20 protein-coding genes, 2 tRNA genes, 1 other RNA gene and 2 pseudogenes are annotated in these 19,050 nt (G+C 70.9%); 12 read left to right on the top strand and 13 right to left on the bottom strand.

Annotated elements, in window-relative coordinates:
* Nucleotides 1–1,025: 1,025 nt before the first annotated feature.
* Both KME79_RS36230 and ffs read right to left on the bottom strand, forming a co-directional pair.
* A pseudogene (locus KME79_RS36230) lies at nucleotides 1,026–3,128 on the bottom strand (DNA polymerase III subunit gamma and tau); the annotation flags it as partial.
* Nucleotides 3,129–3,157: 29 nt separating this feature from the next.
* An RNA gene (gene ffs, locus KME79_RS36225) (signal recognition particle sRNA small type) lies at nucleotides 3,158–3,256 on the bottom strand.
* Nucleotides 3,257–3,338: 82 nt separating this feature from the next.
* Between ffs and KME79_RS36220 the strand changes: the two genes are divergently transcribed.
* Nucleotides 3,339–3,423, top strand: a tRNA-Ser gene (locus KME79_RS36220).
* Between the two features lie 113 nt (nucleotides 3,424–3,536).
* Here KME79_RS36220 and KME79_RS45710 read toward each other — a convergent pair.
* The 3 genes and pseudogenes from KME79_RS45710 to KME79_RS36210 form a co-directional block, all read right to left on the bottom strand.
* Nucleotides 3,537–4,103: a sigma factor-like helix-turn-helix DNA-binding protein gene (locus tag KME79_RS45710; RefSeq protein ID WP_246641009.1), complete on the bottom strand. Its 567-nt coding sequence runs from the start codon at nucleotides 4,101–4,103 to the stop codon at nucleotides 3,537–3,539.
* A gap of 152 nt (nucleotides 4,104–4,255) precedes the next feature.
* Nucleotides 4,256–4,360, bottom strand: a pseudogene (locus tag KME79_RS45705) (RNA polymerase subunit sigma-24); the annotation flags it as partial.
* Between the two features lie 348 nt (nucleotides 4,361–4,708).
* Entirely contained in the window at nucleotides 4,709–5,230 is a 522-nt protein-coding gene (locus tag KME79_RS36210) for a hypothetical protein (RefSeq protein ID WP_219549840.1), read from the bottom strand.
* A 227-nt stretch (nucleotides 5,231–5,457) separates the two neighbouring features.
* Here KME79_RS36210 and KME79_RS36205 point away from each other — a divergent pair, with 227 nt between their 5' ends.
* From KME79_RS36205 to KME79_RS36190, 4 genes are all read left to right on the top strand, one after another.
* On the top strand, nucleotides 5,458–6,534 hold the full coding sequence (locus tag KME79_RS36205; RefSeq protein ID WP_219549838.1) for a threonine aldolase family protein: 1,077 nt from the start codon (nucleotides 5,458–5,460) through the stop codon (nucleotides 6,532–6,534).
* A gap of 58 nt (nucleotides 6,535–6,592) precedes the next feature.
* Nucleotides 6,593–7,003: a VOC family protein gene (locus KME79_RS36200; RefSeq protein WP_219549836.1), complete on the top strand. Its 411-nt coding sequence runs from the start codon at nucleotides 6,593–6,595 to the stop codon at nucleotides 7,001–7,003.
* Between the two features lie 66 nt (nucleotides 7,004–7,069).
* Complete coding sequence (locus tag KME79_RS36195; protein WP_219549834.1) at nucleotides 7,070–9,454, top strand: ATP-binding cassette domain-containing protein; 2,385 nt, start codon at nucleotides 7,070–7,072, stop codon at nucleotides 9,452–9,454.
* Between the two features lie 46 nt (nucleotides 9,455–9,500).
* Complete coding sequence (locus tag KME79_RS36190; RefSeq protein WP_148035991.1) at nucleotides 9,501–9,833, top strand: YbaB/EbfC family nucleoid-associated protein; 333 nt, start codon at nucleotides 9,501–9,503, stop codon at nucleotides 9,831–9,833.
* Here KME79_RS36190 and KME79_RS36185 read toward each other — a convergent pair.
* The 4 genes from KME79_RS36185 to KME79_RS36170 all read right to left on the bottom strand — a co-directional run bounded on the left by KME79_RS36185 (nucleotide 9,826) and on the right by KME79_RS36170 (nucleotide 12,639).
* Nucleotides 9,826–10,779, bottom strand: a complete 954-nt coding sequence (locus tag KME79_RS36185) for a hypothetical protein (RefSeq protein ID WP_219549832.1) — start codon at nucleotides 10,777–10,779, stop codon at nucleotides 9,826–9,828. The two genes, KME79_RS36190 and KME79_RS36185, sit on opposite strands and share 8 nt — an antisense overlap.
* Nucleotide 10,780: 1 nt before the next feature.
* On the bottom strand, nucleotides 10,781–11,161 hold the full coding sequence (locus KME79_RS36180; protein ID WP_219549830.1) for a hypothetical protein: 381 nt from the start codon (nucleotides 11,159–11,161) through the stop codon (nucleotides 10,781–10,783).
* A gap of 107 nt (nucleotides 11,162–11,268) precedes the next feature.
* A complete protein-coding gene (locus KME79_RS36175) occupies nucleotides 11,269–11,970 on the bottom strand; it encodes a DUF4097 family beta strand repeat-containing protein (RefSeq protein WP_219549828.1) in 702 nt (233 codons plus the stop codon).
* 69 nt (nucleotides 11,971–12,039) lie between these two features.
* A complete protein-coding gene (locus KME79_RS36170) occupies nucleotides 12,040–12,639 on the bottom strand; it encodes a LysE family translocator (RefSeq protein ID WP_246640995.1) in 600 nt (199 codons plus the stop codon).
* 127 nt (nucleotides 12,640–12,766) lie between these two features.
* On the opposite strand from KME79_RS36170, the gene ypfJ reads away from it, so the two are divergent.
* Together ypfJ and KME79_RS36160 are read left to right on the top strand one after the other, a co-directional pair.
* Nucleotides 12,767–13,597, top strand: a complete 831-nt coding sequence (ypfJ, locus tag KME79_RS36165; protein ID WP_148035986.1) for a KPN_02809 family neutral zinc metallopeptidase — start codon at nucleotides 12,767–12,769, stop codon at nucleotides 13,595–13,597.
* 48 nt (nucleotides 13,598–13,645) lie between these two features.
* A complete protein-coding gene (locus tag KME79_RS36160) occupies nucleotides 13,646–13,942 on the top strand; it encodes a type II toxin-antitoxin system VapB family antitoxin (protein WP_148035985.1) in 297 nt (98 codons plus the stop codon).
* 99 nt (nucleotides 13,943–14,041) lie between these two features.
* Here the strand turns inward: KME79_RS36160 and KME79_RS36155 are convergent.
* From KME79_RS36155 to KME79_RS36140, 4 genes are all read right to left on the bottom strand, one after another.
* Nucleotides 14,042–14,131 (bottom strand) — tRNA-Ser (locus tag KME79_RS36155).
* A 10-nt stretch (nucleotides 14,132–14,141) separates the two neighbouring features.
* The gene (locus KME79_RS36150; RefSeq protein ID WP_219549844.1) at nucleotides 14,142–14,579 is read right to left on the bottom strand and encodes a nucleoside deaminase; all 438 of its coding nucleotides are present in this window, start codon (nucleotides 14,577–14,579) and stop codon (nucleotides 14,142–14,144) included.
* A gap of 14 nt (nucleotides 14,580–14,593) precedes the next feature.
* Nucleotides 14,594–15,070 carry a tRNA adenosine deaminase-associated protein gene (locus tag KME79_RS36145; RefSeq protein WP_148035984.1) on the bottom strand — a complete coding sequence of 159 codons (477 nt, stop codon included), beginning with the start codon at nucleotides 15,068–15,070 and terminating at the stop codon, nucleotides 14,594–14,596.
* Between the two features lie 14 nt (nucleotides 15,071–15,084).
* A complete protein-coding gene (locus tag KME79_RS36140) occupies nucleotides 15,085–15,594 on the bottom strand; it encodes a tRNA adenosine deaminase-associated protein (protein WP_219549826.1) in 510 nt (169 codons plus the stop codon).
* 153 nt (nucleotides 15,595–15,747) lie between these two features.
* On the opposite strand from KME79_RS36140, the gene upp reads away from it, so the two are divergent.
* From upp to KME79_RS36115, 5 genes are all read left to right on the top strand, one after another.
* Nucleotides 15,748–16,386 (top strand): uracil phosphoribosyltransferase, encoded by a 639-nt coding sequence (gene upp, locus KME79_RS36135; protein WP_219549824.1) that lies wholly within the window; start codon nucleotides 15,748–15,750, stop codon nucleotides 16,384–16,386.
* Nucleotides 16,387–16,516: 130 nt separating this feature from the next.
* Complete coding sequence (locus KME79_RS36130; RefSeq protein WP_148035981.1) at nucleotides 16,517–16,741, top strand: three-helix bundle dimerization domain-containing protein; 225 nt, start codon at nucleotides 16,517–16,519, stop codon at nucleotides 16,739–16,741.
* Between the two features lie 97 nt (nucleotides 16,742–16,838).
* On the top strand, nucleotides 16,839–16,997 hold the full coding sequence (locus tag KME79_RS36125; protein WP_187281558.1) for a hypothetical protein: 159 nt from the start codon (nucleotides 16,839–16,841) through the stop codon (nucleotides 16,995–16,997).
* Nucleotides 16,994–17,527, top strand: coding sequence for a PH domain-containing protein (locus tag KME79_RS36120; RefSeq protein ID WP_148035980.1), 534 nt, complete (start codon nucleotides 16,994–16,996; stop codon nucleotides 17,525–17,527). The genes KME79_RS36125 and KME79_RS36120 overlap by 4 nt, the downstream gene beginning before the upstream one ends.
* Nucleotides 17,528–17,623: 96 nt before the next feature.
* Nucleotides 17,624–18,955 (top strand): helix-turn-helix domain-containing protein, encoded by a 1,332-nt coding sequence (locus KME79_RS36115; protein ID WP_219549822.1) that lies wholly within the window; start codon nucleotides 17,624–17,626, stop codon nucleotides 18,953–18,955.
* Nucleotides 18,956–19,050 lie beyond the last annotated feature (95 nt).

Below are 19,050 nucleotides of genomic sequence, written 5' to 3'. Positions count from 1 at the left end.
GTCCTCGTCGAATCCGAGCCGGGGTTGTTCGCTCAGCCGCGTCCGTAGCTCCGCTACGAGTCACTTGACCAGCCCGCCTCACCCAATCGCAACGGCGAAAGGGGCATCAACTATCGAACCGCCCTCTTAGAAGTCCGAGCGGTCCCAACTCCGACGTGCCGCCCGTACGGCAACCGGTCTCTTGCGGCCGGGAGTGCGGTATCGGAGGAGGTCGGCCCTCGGGAAAGGCTGGCGGCTCGCTGTCAGGAGTGGTCGATCTCGCCGATGACCTGGGCGCCCAGTTCACGTTGCAGGAGAGCCATCCCCGAGAGCTCGTCCACGTCGGCGTCGGCGTCGTTCAGCGGGTCCACGTCATCCGTGTCGGGAGCGCTGGCTCGCTTGGGGATGGCGCTGGGCCACCCGGCCGAGCCGCCTCCCTGCCTGGCGGCCGGAACCCGGGGGCCCGCCTGCGCCGCCGCCCTGGCCGCCGAACGAGCGGCAGCCAGCCCGGTCCCGGTCATCACACCGGCGGGAGCGGCCTGCGACGGATCCGGCCCAGGCGGGGACCCGGGGCCGGGTTCGTCGGGAGCCGACGGCCAGGACTCGTCCGTCGTCGGCCGCTGCTGGGACCCGCCGGCCGCCTGAACGCCTCCAGCCTCCGCGAACTGTCCAGACGACACGGCACCCACGGCAGCGCCCGGCCCTGAGCCGACGCGACCGTCCGCCCCCGCTCCGGCGCCATGCGCCGCAGAGCCGGCGTGACCATTCGCACCGGCCACCCCGGTGCCCGCCCGGCCATCCACACCGGTCACCCCGGAGCCGGCCTGGCCATCGGCACCGGTCATCCCAGAGCCGGCGTGACCATCCACACCGGTTACCCCAGAGCCCGCGCGGCCATCCACACCGGTCATCCCAGAGCCCGCGCGGCCGTCTACACCGGTAACCCCAGAGCCTGCACGGGCATCCACAGCGCCCGCGCCAGGCGTCCCAGCTCCGGCGCGACCCTCGGCACCGTGCGTTGCGGAGCCCGCGTGGCTATTCGTGCCAGGCGTCCCCGCCCCCGGGCCGCCGCCGGACGACCCCGGGCCCTCCGGCCGCGTCCCGCCGGAGGCGTGGGCGCCAGGGGAACCGGCGGCGTCACCCCAAGAATCCTGGGAACCTCCGTACGGTCCAGCGGCTCCTCCTGGAGAACCCGCAGGCCCCGACCCCCCCGAGTGGGTCCCACGAGACGGCGGAGGACCGTTGCCGACCACGGCCTCGACCCGCCACGTGCCCCCCAGCACGTCGGCGAGCGCCGTGGCCACGACGGCGTCCTTGCCGCCGCCGGTGAAGTTCTTCATCGCGCCGATCTGGGTGAACCCGAGCGTCACCAGGTTGCCCTCGACGCCGACCACCTGCGCGTTGGTGCTGACGTTCGCCCACACGACGATGCTGCGCTGCTTGAGCGCCGCCAGCACCGCGGGCCACTGCTGCTGCAACGCCGCCGTACCGCCGCCCGGCTGCGCAGCCCCCGCCTGTCCGGAAGCCTGGGGACCACCATGAGCCGGACCACCCTGCTCCTGGCCGCCGCTCTGGGGCTGCCCACCGTACGCGGGAGCACCCGAGCCGGAGCCCGGCCGAACGGTCTCGGGCCAGTCGTCGGCCACAGGCCCACCGGTCCGGGCCGGGTGAGGCCCGTCCAGCGCCTGACCGCTCGGCGTCGCGACGGTGCCCGGCGCTCCCGCCTGCGAGGCCGCGGGCACACCACCACCGGCATGCCCCGTACCGACGCTCCCGGAAGCACCGTGACCAGACGAGGCCCCCGCAGCCCCGGACGAGGCGTGCCCAGAAGCCGCAGACCCAGAAGCGCCAGGCCCAGAAGCGGCAGGCCCGGAAGCCGCAGGCCCGTGGGCCGCGGGCCCGGACGACGGGTGCCCCGTGGCGGCGGGCCCGGACGAGGGCGGCCCGGCGGGTGGAGCGGCCGGGACCGCGCGGGCGGCCATGCCGGCGACGGCGCTGCCGCGTTCGAGGCGCTCCAGGCGGGCCAGCAGGGCGGCCTCGCCCTGTTCGGCCGCCGGGAGGAGGACGCGGGCGCACATCAGCTCCAGGAGCAGGCGCGGCGAGGTGGCGCCGCGCATCTCCGTGAGACCGGCGTTGAAGATCTCGGCGGCCCTGGTCAGCTCGGCGGGCCCCATCGAGGCCGCCTGCTGGACGAGCCGCTCCAGCTCGTCGGCGGGCCGGTCGAGCAGGCCGTTGGCGGCCGCCTCGGGGACGTTGGCCAGGATGACCAGGTCGCGGAAGCGTTCGAGAAGGTCGGAGGCGAAGCGGCGGGGGTCGTGGCCGCCTTCGACGACCCGGTTGACCGCCTGGAAGACCTGGCCGCCGTCGCGGGCGGCGAACGCGTTGACCACCTCGTCGAGCAGGTCGCCGTCGGTGTAGCCGAGCAGGGAGACGGCGCGGGCGTAGGTGATGCCGTCGTCGCCGGAGCCGGCGAGGAGCTGGTCGAGGATCGACTGCGAGTCACGGGCGGAGCCGGCGCCCGCGCGGACGACGAGCGGCAGCGCGGCGGGCTCGAACGGGACGTTCTCGGCGGTGAGGATCTCTTCCAGCAGCGCGCGCAGCGTCGCCGGCGGGATCAGCCGGAACGGGTAGTGGTGGGTGCGCGACTTGATCGTGCCGATGACCTTTTCCGGCTCGGTCGTCGCGAAGATGAACTTGAGGTGCGGCGGAGGCTCCTCGACGAGCTTGAGCAGCGCGTTGAAACCCTCGCGGGTCACCATGTGCGCCTCGTCGATGATGTAGATCTTGAAGCGCGCCGACACGGGGGCGAAGAACGCCCGCTCGCGCAGGTCACGCGCGTCGTCGACGCCGCCGTGGGAGGCCGCGTCGATCTCGATGACGTCGAGGTGGCCGGGCCCGGTCGGGGCGAGCGCCACGCACGACTCGCACTCGCCGCAGGGGTCGGGGGTCGGGCCCTTCTCGCAGTTGAGCGAGCGCGCCAGGATGCGCGCGCTGGAGGTCTTGCCGCAGCCGCGGGGCCCGCTGAAGAGGTAGGCGTGGTTGATGCGGCCGGTGCGCAGCGCCTGCCGCAGCGGGTCTGTGACGTGTTCCTGACCCTTGACCTCCGCGAAGGTCCCGGGTCGGTACTTGCGGTAAAGCGCAAGGCTCATGCGACCATCCCGCCTGCGAGGGGCTTCCCAACGAAGGAACCCCTCGCACACCCGCCAGAGCCCGCTTATCCTTGCTGCCTTCCGGCCCTGGGGAGGTTCACAGGATGACGCCGCGCGAGGGGTCCGGGGACAGTCTATCCACATGCGGCAGTGCTCGCTGCCACGAAATGGTGGTCCCGAGACCCTGCCGAGTCCGGTAAGCTCGTCGGCGGAGGATTCGCCTAGTGGCCGAGGGCGCACGCTTGGAAAGCGTGTAAGGGGCAACCCTTCGGGGGTTCAAATCCCCCATCCTCCGCGCCTGGTTGAGGCAGTAAACGCGAAGGGGCCGACCCTATCCAAGTCGGCCCCTTCGCTGTTTTCCGCCCTCATCATGCTCGCGCATGCCGAGGGCGCTGACCCGGCGGCGCGTCAGGTTCGGCGGATCCCGGTGAGCTTGTCGGGGTTGGTCACCGAGTAGATGCCGGCGATCCGGTCGCCGTCGGGCGTGAGGTCCACGACGACGACGGCCAGCGGGCTGTCGCCGGAGAAGACGAGCGCGCACGGGTCGCCCGCCACCCGCCGGTAGCGGATGTCCAGCCCGCCGTCGGGCAGCGTCGCGGCGACCGACACGAACAGCGCCGCCACCCGGTCGCGGCCGCGCACGGGACGCAGGCTGGTGGCGGGCCCCTTGCCGCCGCCGTCCGTCCACAGGGTCACGTCCGGTGCCAGCACCTCCAGCAGCGCCCGCAGGTCCCCGCCGAGCGCGGCGGCGGCGAAGCGCTCGGTGACCTGGGCGTGGACGTCCGGCTCGGTCCGGTGGCGGGGGCGGCGCGCGTGCACGTGGCGGCGCGCGCGGGCCGCGAGCTGGCGGACCGCCGCAGGCGTGCGGCCCAGCATGCCCGCGATCTCCGGATGGCCGAAGCCGAACACCTCGTGCAGCACGAACACCGCCCGTTCGAGCGGTGACAGGGTCTCCAGCACCACCAGCATCGCCATCGTGGCGACTCGGCCCGTTCGGCGGCCCCGGCCGCGTCCTCGGCGGTGACCAGCGGCTCCGGCAGCCACGGGCCGACGTAGGTCTCCCGGCGGCGGCTCAGGTCGGCGCGGCGGGCCAGCGCCCGGTTCACCGCGATCCGCACCAGATAGGCCCGGGGGTTCTCGACCGGCTCGGCGGCCGGCCTGCCGTGCCGGGCTGACCAGGCCAGCCACACCTCCTGCAGCGCGTCCTCGGTGTCGGCGACGCTGCCGAGCATGTTGTAGACCACCGAGAACAGCAGCTCGCGATGGCCGAGGAACTGCTCGGTGACGGTCGCGTGCATCATGGCGAACCTCCTCATCTGTCGCGACCGCAGAGACCCGTGACGCCGGGAGTGTGACATGGACGCCCGGGATGTGATCCATGCCACGGCCGGTCGTGGCCATGTCACAGCCGGCCGCCGGCATCCCTCTGTGGTGGCGTCCGTGACTCACGACCTTCAGAGGAGATGTTCGATGCGTACGCTGATCCGCGACGTCCGGGTGTTCGACGGCGAGCGGTCCATCGCCAGGGCCGACGTGGTGATCGAGGGCGAGCTGATCGCCGCGGCCGGCGCCGGTGCGGGTCACCAGGCCGACGTGGAGGTGGGCGGGGCGGGCAGGACGCTCCTGCCGGGGCTGATCGACGCGCACACGCACGTGTTCGACGGCAGCCTGGCCCAGGCCCTGCGGCACGGGGTGACCACCGAGCTCGACATGTTCTGCCTGCCGGAGATCCTCTCGGAGCAGCGCCTGCTGGCCGCGGGGAACGACGACGTGGCCGACCTGCGCAGCGCGGGCACCCTGGCCACCGCACCCGGCGGGCATCCGACCCACGCCGGCAGGGTGCACGGCGCCGACCTCCCGGCGATGACGCCGGACGTGGCCACCGCCCTCACCGAGGCGGCGCACGACGCCGGGCTGCGGGTCGTGGCCCACGCGATCACCGCGGCCGAGGTGGGGATCGCGCTCGACGCCGGCGCCGACGGCCTGGCCCACGTGTGGACCGACCTCGCGCCGGGCGACCCGGCTTCCCGGCGGCTGGCCGAGCGGGTACGCGCCCAGGGCGTCTTCGTCGTGACCACGCTCGCGTACTTCGAGGCGATCACCGCTGGGCACGTCGAGACCGCTGACCGCGCGCGTCCCGGCAGCTCGGCCGGGGCCGCCGGCGCGCTGCGGGACCTGCACCGGGCCGGGGCGCCCCTGCTCGCGGGGACCGACGCCACCCCGTTCGCGCCCGCCCACGGGGCCGGCCTGCACCGCGAGCTGGAGTTGCTCACCGAGGCCGGGCTCAGCGCCGAGGAGGCGCTCGCCGCCGCGACCGGCCTGCCCGTTCATGTCCGACACCAGCCCGCCGGTCCGGCGTTCGCTGTTCCTGCACGCGCCGATCCGGCGGGGGCCGCGCATGATGCTGGAGCGGATGCTCGCCCTGGTCGACGACGGCACCCCGGCCGACGGCCCCGAAGGCCCCGTCGCGGTGCTGGAGCGGCGGCTGGCCGAGCTGCTCGGCAAGGAGAGCGCGCTGTTCTTCCCCAGCGGCACGATGGCCCAGCAGACCGCGCTGCGCGTGCACGCCGACCGGCGCGGCCGCCGCACGTTCGCCGCGCACCCGAGGTCGCACCTGGACGTGTGGGAGGAGCAGGGCTACAACGCCGTCCACGGCCTGCGGTTCCGCAGGGCCGGCGACCCGCACGAGCTGATGACCGCGGAAGACCTGGCGGCGATCGGCGAACCGCTCGCGGCCGTCGTCTGGGAGCTGCCGCAGCGCGACCTCGGCGGCCTGGTGCCCGGCTGGGACGACCTGGGCGAGCAGGTCGCGCTCGTGCGCGCCACCGGCGCCGCCGCGCACCTGGACGGCGCCCGGCTGTGGGAGGCCCAGACCTACTACCGGCGGCCGTTCGACGAGATCGCCGCGCTGTTCGACACCGTCTACGTCTCCCTCTACAAGAGCCTGCAGGGCGTGCGCGGCGCGGTGCTCGCCTCCGACGCGGCCACCGTGGAGGTGGCGAGGGTGTGGCGGCAACGACTCGGCGGCGGCATCGGCGACGCCTGGCCGCTCGCCCTGGCCGCGCTGGTCCACCTCGACACCCTGGCCGGCGAGATGCCCGCGTACCGCGAGCACGCCATCGCCATCGCGGCCGCGATCAACGCGGACGGCGCCGCCCGCGCCTGGCCCGACCCGCCGCAGACGCCGCTGTTCCACATCCACCTGCCCGCCGACCGGCGCGCCGTCGAGCGGGCCGGCGCGGAGATCCTGGCAGAGCGCGGCATCCAGCTCTGGGGCCGGGTACGATCCGCGTCCGAGCCCGGCCACTGCGCCTTCGAGGTCAGCGTCGGCGAGAACGCCATGGAGTTCACCCCCGGCGAGGTGGTCGCCCTCATCCGCGACCTGCTCGCCCGCGCCGCCCCTTGAGCGACACGATCAGGAATCGAGAAGCGTCGCCGGGCGCGGCACGCCTAACGTGGCAGCCATGGACATCACCATTCACGCGAGCTTCCTCCCGCACTCCGACCCCGACGCCTCCCTGGCCTTCTACCGCGACGCCCTCGGCTTCGAGGTGCGCAACGACGTCGGCTACGAGGGGATGCGCTGGATCACGGTCGGCCCCGCCGGCCAGCCCGACACGTCCATCGTCCTGCAGCCCCCGACCGGCGACCCCGGCATCACCGACGACGAGCAGCGCACCATCGCCGAAATGATGGCCAAAGGCACCTTCGCCGGTATCGTCCTGTCAACCGACGACCTGGACGGCACCTTCGCCCGGCTCCGCGACAACAGCGCCGAAGTCATCCAGGAGCCGACCGAGCAGGACTACGGCGTGCGCGACTGCGCGGTCCGTGACCCCGCGGGCAACATGATCCGCATCCAGGAACGGCCCTGACCCTCCGGCGTTCACCGCGGTGGCCGCCCAGCTGACGAGCGACCACCACGTACCCATGGAGACACGATGACCACGAGAACGGACACGCGGTCGCCCGAGCCGCACGCCGCCGACACCCACGACCTGATCCGCGTGCACGGCGCGCGGGTGAACAACCTCAAGGACGTCAGCATCGAGATCCCGAAGCGCCGGCTGACGGTGTTCACCGGCGTCTCCGGCTCGGGGAAGAGCTCGCTGGTGTTCAGCACGATCGCCGCCGAGTCGCAACGGCTGATCAACGAGACCTACAGCGCCTTCGTCCAGGGCTTCATGCCGGTGCTGGCCCGCCCCGAGGTCGACGTGCTCGACGGGCTGACCACCGCGATCATCGTCGACCAGCAGCGGATGGGCGCCGACCCCCGCTCCACCGTCGGCACCGCCACCGACGCCAACGCGATGCTGCGCATCCTGTTCAGCCGGCTCGGTGAGCCGCACATCGGCTCGCCGCAGGCCTTCTCCTTCAACGTCGCGACGGTACGGGCGAGCGGCGCGATCACGGTCGAGCGGGGCGCGCGCAAGACCGAGAAGGCGACCTACACCCGCATCGGCGGCATGTGCACCCGCTGCGAGGGCCGCGGCACGGTCTCCGACATCGACCTCACCCAGCTCTACGACGACTCCAAGTCGCTCTCCGAGGGCGCGTTCACCATCCCCGGCTGGAAGTCCGACAGCTTCTGGACGGTGCGGGTCTACGCCGAGTCCGGCTTCGTCGACCCGGACAAGCCGATCCGCGACTACACCAAGAAGGAGCTCCAGGCCTTCCTCTACAAGGAGCCGGTCAAGGTCAAGGTCGACGGCGTCAACCTGACGTACGAGGGCCTGATCCCCAAGATCCAGAAGTCGTTCCTCTCCAAGGACCGGGAGGCGATGCAGCCGCACATCCGCGCGTTCGTGGACCGGGCGGTCACCTTCACCACCTGCCCCGAGTGCGACGGCACCCGGCTCAGCGAGCTGGCCCGCTCCTCGCGCATCCGCGGCGTCAGCATCGCCGACGCCTGCGCGATGCAGATCAGCGACCTCGCCGCGTGGGTCCGCGACCTCGACGAGCCGTCGGTCGCGCCGCTGCTCGCCAAGCTGCTGCACACCCTCGACTCGTTCGTGGAGATCGGGCTGGGCTACCTCTCGCTCGAACGGCCCGCCGGCACGCTGTCGGGCGGCGAGGCGCAGCGCACCAAGATGATCCGCCATCTCGGCTCCGCGCTCACGGACGTGACGTACGTGTTCGACGAGCCGACCATCGGCCTGCACCCGCACGACATCCAGCGGATGAACGACCTGCTGAAGCGGCTGCGCGACAAGGGCAACACCGTCCTGGTCGTCGAGCACAAGCCGGAGACGATCGCGATCGCCGACCACGTCGTGGACCTCGGCCCCGGCGCCGGCACGGCGGGCGGCGCCATCTGCTTCGAGGGCACCGTCGAGGGCCTGCGGGCCAGCGGCACCATCACCGGCCGCCACCTCGACGACCGGGCGTCGCTCAAGCCGGAGGTGCGCAGCCCCACCGGGAAGCTGGAGATCCGCGGCGCCACCCGGCACAACCTGCGCGACGTCGACGTGGACATCCCGCTCGGGGTGCTCTGCGTGGTCACCGGCGTCGCCGGCTCCGGCAAGAGCTCGCTGATCCACGGGTCGATCCCGGCCTCCGCGGGCGTGGTCGCGGTCGACCAGTCGGCGATCAAGGGCTCACGGCGGAGCAACCCGGCGACGTACACCGGGCTGCTCGACCCGATCCGCAAGGCGTTCGCGAAGACCAACGGCGTGAAGCCGGCGCTGTTCAGCGCCAACTCCGAGGGCGCCTGCCCCGACTGCAACGGCGCCGGCGTCATCTACACCGACCTGGGGATGATGGCGGGCGTCGCCACCACCTGCGAGGAGTGCGGGGGGAAGCGCTACCAGGCGTCGGTGCTGGAGTACCACCTCGGCGGCCGGGACATCAGCGAGGTGCTCGCGATGTCGGTGACCGAGGCCGCCGAGTTCTTCGGCGCCGGAGAGGCGCGCACGCCGGCCGCGCACGCCATCCTCGGCAGGCTCGCCGACGTCGGGCTCGGCTACCTCAGCCTCGGCCAGCCGCTCACCACGCTGTCCGGCGGCGAGCGGCAGCGGCTCAAGCTGGCCACCCACCTGGCCGACAAGGGCGGCGTCTACGTGCTCGACGAGCCGACCACCGGCCTGCACCTGGCCGACGTGGAGCAGTTGCTCGGCCTGCTCGACCGGATCGTGGACTCCGGCAAGTCCGTGATCGTCATCGAGCACCACCAGGCGGTCATGGCGCACGCCGACTGGATCGTGGACCTCGGTCCCGGCGCGGGCCACGACGGCGGACGGGTCGTCTTCGAGGGCACCCCCGCCGACCTGGTCGCCGCCCGCTCCACCCTCACCGGCGAGCACCTGGCGGCCTACGTCGGCGCCTGATGCGCGTTCGTAGCATGATTGACATCCGCGCGCAGGACAATGCCTCATGGCCGAACGAGAGCAGCGCACCGGCGACCCCGAGCTCGACCGCGTCATGGCGGAGTTCCGGGCGAACTCCACGGAGCTCGCCGACGTCATGGGCGCGGTCGGCGAGGTGACCGGCCACGCGGCCACCCCGGACGACAAGATCAAAATAAGGGTCTCGGCGTCCGGGCAGCTGGCCGCGCTGCACATCGACCCCCGGGCGATGAGGATGGGCTCACGCGAGCTGGCCGACACGATCGTGGACCTGTCGCGCCGGGCCGCCGAGGACGCGGCGCGACGGCTGGTGGAAGTGACGAGGCCCTACCTCGGCGAGGGCGACCGGAAAGTCACTTGAGTCGCGGGATCAGGCTCCGCGTGCCGTGGACGATGAACTTCTGGTACATCTCCTCCTCGGTCAGCCCGTGCTCGGTCCCGGGCAGGGGGTTGTCGCCGCGCTGCGCGTCCAGGGACATCGAGTACGCGGTCGAGCCGGCCAGTCTGGGGACGAAGTTGCCGGTGTTGAGTGTCGTCCCGTTCGGCAGGGTCAGGTTGGCGGTGACGGCCCGCAGCCCGGGCACCTTCGCCATCAGCGCCGCCGTGCCGTCGAGGACCCCGTTGAAGGTCATGTTGGCCACGAAGTGCTCGCGGAACGCGGTGAGGTTGTGGCCGAGTGACCTGACGTCGTTGCCGGACAGGTCGGTCTTGATGCCGCCCGCGTAGTTGAGCGCCAGGGGCAGCGCCACCTCGCCGGTCGCGTACGACACGCTGTCGGCCACCCAGTAGGAGAAGGTGGGCAGCAACAGGGTGACGAAGCGGTGCGCGCCCAGTCGGAGCAGGATCGCCTGTCTCTTCATGATCGCTTGCAGGAGCTTCCAGGTGAAGACCTGATAACCGATGGTGTACATCATGTCCACGGTCAGGATCCAGCACAGCACGTGCAGCGCGTGGTTGACCTTTTCCACGACGTCGGCGTAGGCCCGGCAGGCGTTGGCCGCGTTGCGGTGTTTGAGCGAGACCGCGAGAACCGCGGGGCCGTATTCCTCCTGCCAGAACTTCTTGAACGCGTCGACCGCCTCGTCGGAGCTTTTCTTCCATACCGTTTCCGCGGCCGTGTTCGCCTCCCGGAAACGCAGGTCGATCGCGTCGGCGAGGTCGTCGAGGACGTCGGCCGCCTGGCGGATCCGTTCGGGGTCGCCTTCGAGATAGGAGATGCCGAACAGCACCTCGGGTGCCAGCGCACCGGCCACGCCGGCGCCGGCCATACCGCCCAGGGCGACCTTGGTCGCGAGGCCGACGGGCATGTCAGGCCCTCTCCACCGGGGTGGTGGGCACGCTGACCTCGTCGTTCTCGCGCTCGGCGAAGGCGACCAGGTCGCGCACGGACGCGTTCCGGTCGACCATGCTCGCCCAGTCGGCCGCCTTGACGTTCTTGCTCATGGCCACGACGGCGGACCCGATGTCCCGGTACGCCTTGCCGAGGTTGTCCACGGCGGTGCTCAGGTCCTCGTAGGCGCTGTCGAAACCGGGGTGACCGTCGGCGCCCCTGCGGAAGATCCGCGCGGCCTCGTCGCTCGCCGGGTTTCCGAAGTAGGGAATGAGCGGCTCCAGTTCGGCGTGGAGCCGGCTGATCTTGCGGGCGAAATCACCATCCTCGCCGTGGATCGCCTTGCCGCTGCTCTCCATACTGGAATGGTCGATATCCAAGGTGGTCGCCTCCTCAGACGGCAATCAGCGGCCAGCCTTCACCTCATGTGTTACTCGTGGATGACTTCTCAGTTTCCGTTTGTGCGCTATCGCGCGGGCAGGACTTCGAGGGCGCCGGAATCGCTACGCAGGGTGATCTTGCGCGGGGCGGCGCCGTCGTGCGCGGCGTCGACGCGCCTGCGGCCCGAGTCGGTGGTGGCGGTGATGTCGTACGGGCCCTCCGGCACGCGAACGACGCTGGAGCCGGAGTCCGAGCTGGTCTCGACCTTGTCCGGCGCCGCGGCGAAGGACAGGGAGATGCCGCCCGAGTCGGTCCCGGCGACGACCTGCTTGCCGGTCAGGTCGGTGGCCTCGATCCGGCCGGAGTCGGAGTTCGTCTCGACCTCGCCGGACAGCCCGCGCAGCGTCACGGCGCCCGAGTCGGTGCCGGCCTTGACGCGCAGCCCGCGGGGGATCTCGACCTTGTAGCCGACGTCGCAGTGGAGCATGCCTCCCCAGCCGGTCGGGCAGGTGTACGCGAGCACCAGCGTGCCGCCCTCGACCTCGTGGGTGGGCTGGGGAGGCCGGTCGCCGGTCCAGGTGAGCGTCTCGGTGACGTGCACGCCCTGCCTGTCGGACTCGATCACCTCGATCGCGCCCCCGTCGGCCCCGACGTCGAGCGCGGTCACCGTGCCGGTGACGTCGTAGGAGGCGGTTTCCGTGTTCTCGGGACCGCCGATGCCGCAGCCCGCCGTCACCGCCGCCAGCCCGAGCAGGCCGGCGATCATCGCTGTTCGCCTGACGTCCATGGGCTCAAGTGTCGTGGGTCAGGGGCCGGGGGACCTCAGGTGACTCCCTGAGACTTCCCCTGAATCCGGCTAGGCGGTCGTCAGGGCTCTGGACCGGTCGGTCGCCAGATGGACGGCCATGCCGCCGAGCACGGTGCCCATGAAGTAGCGCTGGACCCGTACCCAGACCGGGCGGCGGGCGAGGAAGGCGGCCAGGCCGCCGGCCGAGATGACGATGAGCCCGTTCACCAGCGTGCCGACGGCGATCTGGGCGGAGCCGAGCACGAGGCTCTGCAGCATGATGTGGCCCATCGAGGGGTCGATGAACTGCGGCAGCAGCGACATGTACAGAATGGCGATCTTGGGGTTGAGCAGGCAGGTGAACAGGCCCATGGCGAAGAGCCGGCGGGCCGGCTCGACGGGGAGCTCGCGGGGCTCGAAGGCGGAGGTGCCGCCGGGCTTGATGGCGCTCCAGGCGAGGTAGAGCAGGTAGGCGGCGCCCGCCAGCTTGAGCGCGGTGTAGGCGGCGGGGACGTACGCGAAGATCGCCGTCAGGCCGAGACAGGTGGCGGTCAGGTAGACGCTGAACCCGAGGAAGACGCCGACCAGGGAGATGAGGCCCGCCCGCCGGCCCTGGGTGATCGACCGGGAGACCAGGTAGATCATGTTCGGCCCCGGGGTGAGGACCATGCCCAGGGAGACCAGTGCAATCCCTACTATTCCGCCCGTCATAGGGGAAGACTAACGGAACAACATAGGGATGACCATCTGCCCAGGGGGAAGCAGTGATCCACCCCCACGGAAGGAACACCGGGCAATGGACTTCAGGGACGACGTCAATCTAGACCCCTCACAGGTGGAGGACCGCGGCGGCGGGGGCGGCGGCGGCCGGTTCCCCGGCGGCATGGTCGTCGGCGGCGGCGGGATCGTCAGCCTGATCGCGCTCGTCCTGGTCTTCGTGCTCAACAATGTGGGCGGCGTGGACACCGAGCCCGGTCAGGGGCAGCCGCCCGCCAACCTGGCCGAGGAGTGCCGCACCGGCAAGGACGCCGACCAGGCCGGGAAGTGCCAGGTCGTCGGCGTGGTCAACAGCATCCAGGACTACTGGAAGACCGAGCTCCCGGAGTACCGCCTGGCCAAGACCGTCCTGTACTCCGGTGGCGTGCGCACCGCCTGCGGCGCCGCCGACTCCTCCGTCGGCCCGTTCTACTGCCCCGGCGACCAGCGGGTGTATCTCGATCTGACCTTCTTCGACGACCTGGAGACCCGGTTCGGGGCCAAGGGCGGCCCGTTCGCGCAGGCGTACGTGATCGCCCACGAGTACGGTCACCACGTGCAGAACCTGCTCGGCGCCCTCGACTCCGGCAGCTCGGTGGCCGTCGAGCTGCAGGCCGACTGCTACGCCGGGGTGTGGGCGAAAAAGGCGTACGAGGGCGGCTTCTACGCCGCCGAGTTCACCGCGGCCGAGATCGCCGAGGCGCTCGACGCGGCGGCCGCGGTCGGCGACGACCGGATCCAGCAGCGCAGCGGCGGCCGGGTCGATCCCGAGTCGTTCACCCACGGCAGCTCGAAACAGCGGACGGCGGCGTTCCAGCGCGGTTACGACACCGGAAATCCGGGCCGATGCGAGGGCGCCGAGCTGATGTGAGGAGTGCGGAGAACACGAGCGTGCGAAATCCAGCCTAAAATCGGGGGGGTGATCTTCAAGATGGTCGGCGACGGACGCCCTTATCCCGAACACGGATTGTCCAACCGCGATTGGGCCCAGATACCACCGCGGCAGGTCCGGCTCGATTCGCTGATCACCACCAAGGCCATGCTCGACCTGCACTCGCTGCTCGCCGCCGATTCCACGTTCTACGGTGATCTCTTTCCGCACGTCGTGCAGTGGCAGGGCGAGCTCTATCTGGAAGACGGCCTGCACCGGGCGTTGCGCGCGGCCCTGCACCAGCGGTCCATCCTGCACGCCAGGGTTCTCGAACTTCACAGCTAGGGGAAAGCGCGCTCTTTTCTTCCGGGCCGCGGCGGCCCGGTCATTTCGCGCGGCCTGAAAGGCGAAGGGGCCCCCGCTCGACGCGGAGGCCCCTTCGGGTGGCGGTGGTGGTGGGATTTGAACCCACGGATGAGTTGCCCCATCACACGCTTTCGAGGCGTGCGCCCTCGGCCACTAGGCGACACCACCGCCGATGAGCTTACCGGATCCGGCGAGTGCCGAAGAACTTCTTGAGGACGGCCGCGGCCTCCTCGGCCAGCACGCCCATGACGACCTCGGGCCGGTGGTTGAGCCTGCGGTCGCGGACGACGTCCCAGAGCGAGCCCACGGCCCCGCCCTTCTCGTCGACGGCTCCGTACACGATCCTGTCGACGCGCGCCAGGACGGCGGCTCCCGCGCACATCGTGCAGGGCTCCAGCGTGACGACGAGCGTGCAGCCGTCGAGCCGCCAGGCGCCCCTGCGGCGGGCGGCGGCGCGGAGCGCGAGGACCTCCGCGTGGCCGGTGGGGTCGGCGGCGGACTCGCGGTCGTTGCCCGCGGCGGCGAGGACCTCGCCCGAAGGGCCGAGCACCACCGCGCCGACGGGCACCTCGCCGCGCTCGCCGGCGGCGGCCGCCTCGGCGAGCGCCTGCCGCATCGCGGCGGTCCAGGTCACCGCAGGCGGTCGAGCTCGTCGGCGAACGACAGCCGCTCGGCCAGCACCGAGACGATGTCGGCCGGGAGCATGTTCTCTTCCATGCTGAGTTCGAGCAGCTCCTCGGAGCTGATGCCGAGGTCGCTCAGCAGCTCGAAGTCGCCGGCCGGGCGCACCCCCAGCTCGTTGCCCTCCTTGTCGGGCGCCACGCCGGCGAACTCGGCGAACAGCTCACCCAGGTGGTCGGACATGATCGCGTGAGCGTCGGAGAGGAACACCCGGGGCTCGTCGTCCCCGCGGTAGCGCACGATCGCGAACCATTCGTCCTCGACCTCGACGCAGAGCAGGGCCAGCTCGTCGCCGACCAGCCCGAGCGCCTCCGTCACGGCGTCGCCGAAGTCGTCGACGATCTCGGTGGCGGACAGGTCGACCTCGGCGCCGCTCCAGCCGTCGGAGGTCCTGACGAAGGCCGCAGAGAAGGTGTTCGCCGCCATGTGCGCTCCAGGGGTCAGTCGAAGACCGATTCGATGGCACGCTCGAACGGCTCGGAGAACCCGAGCCGCGCCGCGATGCTGGACAGGACCTCGTCCGGCAGCAGGTCGACGTCGCCGGAGAGGATGCCGAGCTCCATCTCGTCCAGCCCGAGGTCCGCGAAGATCGACAGGTCGCCGGCCGGAAGCGCGGTGTCCTCGTCCTGGAGGATCTCGTCGAGCTCCTGCTCGTCGGGCACCGGCACGTCGAGGTAGTCGAGCACCTGCGTAGCCAGCGGGAAGTCCCACGAGGCGGCGATGTCGGAAAGGAAGACATCGACCCGCTCACCCAGGACCCGCAGTGCCACGAAGAACTCATCCCCCACGGCCACGAGGCCAATCGTGCCGCTCTCGCTCGGCTGCTGGCGGAGCGCCTTGACGAGCCCCTGCAGATCGGACGTGAGCGCCACGGGGAGCAGCTCGGCGTCCCAGCGCTCGTCCTCTCGATAGACCACGATGGCGAAATCGAGTGCCTCTTCGTCTGTCATCGCGATCCCCCACCCGACCCTGACACCAGAGTCTTCACAGGTTTCCAATCGTTCCAGACCAGGCTGCCCGTCGTGGGCCGCTCCGACCAAATTGTGATCAAAACCAAGACCGGGACGTGCCGGTACGTAACACACAAGATAGCGTTGTCCCTTATGGAAACCCTCGTCGTCGATCATCCGCTCGTGGCCCACAAGCTCACCGCGCTGCGCGATGTCCGCACCGACTCCCCCACCTTCCGCAGGCTGGCGGACGAGCTGGTGACGTTGCTGGCGTACGAGGCGACCCGCGACGTGCGCGTGACCGAGGTGACGGTGCAGACCCCCGTGTCCCCCGCGCGCGGCCTGCGGATGGCCAAGCCCCACCCGCTGGTGGTCCCGATCCTGCGGGCCGGGCTGGGCATGCTCGACGGCATGACCCGGCTGCTGCCCACCGCCGAGGTCGGCTTCCTCGGCATGATCCGCGACGAGGAGACGCTCCAGGCGGAGACGTACGCCACCCGGCTCCCTGACGACCTGTCGGGCCGGCAGTGCTACGTGGTCGACCCGATGCTGGCCACGGGCGGCACGCTCGCGGCGGCGATCAAGTTCCTGTTCGACCGGGGCGCGGTGGACGTGACGGCCATCTGCCTGCTGGCCGCCCCGGAGGGCCTGGCCTACATGGACAAGGTGTTCGCCAACTCCGGCAAGCCGATCCGGGTCGTCACCGCGGCGCTGGACGAGCGGCTCAACGAGTACGGCTACATCGTGCCGGGTCTCGGCGACGCCGGCGACAGGCTCTACGGCGTGGTCTGACCTGCGCCAATCCCCCACCCAGGGTGGCCACTTCGTTACATACTGTGATTGCATGGGTACGTAGAGCCATGAAAGACACTGGGGTGTGGGGGATCACCATGTGCGTTTGTCCGAGCTCCGGAGTGTGCTCGTGAACGGTCACACCGAGTCGGAGCCGAGCCCGTACGCGGAGGTCGAGGCGGCGCTGTGCGACGAGTTCGCCGGCGTCCACTCCGCGGCCACCGTGACGAGATGTGTCGAGGCGGCACATTACGGCGCGCTGGAGGTCACCGGGTTCGCCCACCCCAACCTTGTGGAGCGGATCGCTCGCAAGCATCTCCACGTGCTCGCCCTCGTGGCCAGCGACCGTGGCTAACAAGATCGGAACCAAACCGTCGAGTCACCTTTACCCCCGCATGGGGGTGGGTAATGTATGAGACGGGTGGAGTGGGTAAGTCGGTTCGGAGGCGACAGTGCAGGTCAAAAAGGTCCTCACATACGGCGGCATCGGTTTTGTCGCCTACTACCTGTTCGCACGGCCCGCTGACGCCGCTGACGCGGTCAGAGGGGCGTTCGACACCGTGTTCACCGCGGCCGATTCGCTGGCCCAATTCGTGAACAACCTCGCATGAGACTTGTGACCCACGGGGACTCTGCTCCGTCGTCGGTCAACCGCTACCTTCTCCCCCACGAGCAACAAGTCATCATGGTGCGGCGCCACCCCGCCGTGCTGCTCCGCCCCGTCGCCGAGGTCTTCGGGGGCCTGATCGTCGCCGGACTCCTCAGCCGGTTCTTCAGCGGCGAGGGCAGCGCCGGCACGGCCCTGGTGGTCGTCTGGTGGCTGTGGCTGCTGCTGTTGATCCGTTTTGTCTGGAAGGTGGCTGAGTGGTCGGTTGACTACTTCGTCGTGACTTCCAAACGGATGCTCTTGACCACCGGGCTGATCACGCGCAAGGTCGCGATGATGCCGCTGGGAAAGGTCACCGACATGAGCTTCCAGCGGTCTCTGCTGGGGCGCATGCTCGGCTACGGTGAGTTCATCCTGGAGTCCGCCGGCCAGGACCAGGCACTCTCCACCGTGGAGTACATTCCGTATCCGGAGACCCTGTACCTGGAGGTCTGCTCGATGCTTTTCCCGGGCAAGGACGACGGAGACGATTAATCTCCAGGTAGAGAATTCTTCACGCGGGTATACCCCATTCGGCTACTTCATGCAATCATTGCGGGGTGTTGACCCTTCCCCGCCTTGAGAGATGAGATGCCGAGTCAGGGAACCATCGGTGACCGCGTCCGAGGATTGCGGCTTAACAGGCGGATGTCGCAGGCCCAGCTGGCCGGACCCGACCTGTCGGACAGTTACGTCTCGCTCATTGAGTCGGGCAAGCGCACGCCGACTCCCGTCGTCGCCCGGCTTCTGGCCGAGAGACTCGGCTGCACCACCGAGTTCCTCCTCCATGGCATAGAGCCCCGCCAGCGCATCGACACCGAGCTCGGCCTGCGTCATGCGGAGCTGGAGCTTCACCACGGTGATCCCGCCGTAGCGGCCGACCGATTCACGGAGATCGTCAAGGCCGCCGACGAGGAGAACGCCATGCTGACGGCGCAGGCCCGCTTCGGCAGGGCTCGCGCGCTGGAGGCCCAGGGCAGGCTCGGGCAGGCCGTCGAGGCCTTCGAGCGGCTGCGCAGGGAGGCCTCGGCCCACCCTGAGCGGCTGGCCGACCTGCCGATCACGGTCGCGCTCAGCCGCTGCTACCAGCGGGCCGGCGACCGGCTGCGGGCCCGCGACCTGGCGTCGAAGGCGCTGGAGCAGGCCGAGCGGATGTCGATCGTGCAGGGCGAGCTCGCCGTCGACCTGGCCTGCGCGCTGGTGGCGCACGCCGGCCGCGAAGGCGACTCCCCCGAGCTCGTCTACGTCAAGAAGGTGCTCGACGTCGCTGGCTTGTCTGATGTTATGGACCGTTCCGGAGAGGTTCGCGCTCTCTGGCGGGCGAGCGGCGAGGCGGCCGCGGGCGAGGACTCCGCGCTGGCGGTGCGCCTGGCCGACGACGCCATCAGCGCAGGTCGCGACGGCCGGATCGCGCTTCAGCTGGCTCGCCTGGGCATGCACTGGGCGCGGCTGGAGTGGGCTCCGGCGGACGAGGCGGAGCGGTTCGCCGCCGCGGCCGCCCGCACGTTCGCGTCGGCGGGCCTCGGTCACGAACGGGGCGAGGCCCTCATCGTGCTGGCCCGGGTCATGCTGCGCGCGGCCGATCCGGACCGCGCGGCCGAGCTCGCCGCCGAGGCGCTGGGGCTGCTCGGCGGCGGCAGCGCCGTGGCCGAGGCACACCTGGTGAGCGCCACGGTGGCCGTCAGGCGCCAGGCCGACCCGGCCGACCACCTCACCGCCGCCCGCGTCGTCCTCGACGGAGCAGGCCGCCAGCCGTACGGCGCCGACCGGGTCTCCGCCCGGTGCTGGCGTGAGCTGGGCGACCTGTTCGGCCAGGTCGGCGACCGGGCCGAACAGACGGCCGCCTACCGTAAGGCCCTGGAAGCCGCCGGGGTGCGCTCGATGATGGCGGGGCTGACCGTCGACACGACGATCGCCCGCTGACCGCCGAGGGGGGTTCCAGACTCGGGCATTCCCGGGTCTGGAATACACTGGGGTTCCAGTCATTGACTCATAGGATGATTGGTTTCCCCAGAGGA

It is taken from the genome of Nonomuraea harbinensis (assembly GCF_019396385.1).
In the GTDB taxonomy this organism is placed as follows: Bacteria; Actinomycetota; Actinomycetes; order Streptosporangiales; family Streptosporangiaceae; genus Nonomuraea; species Nonomuraea ferruginea.
Note: the sequence above shows the minus strand (reverse complement) of the source record. Positions and strands in the feature narration are given on the sequence as shown.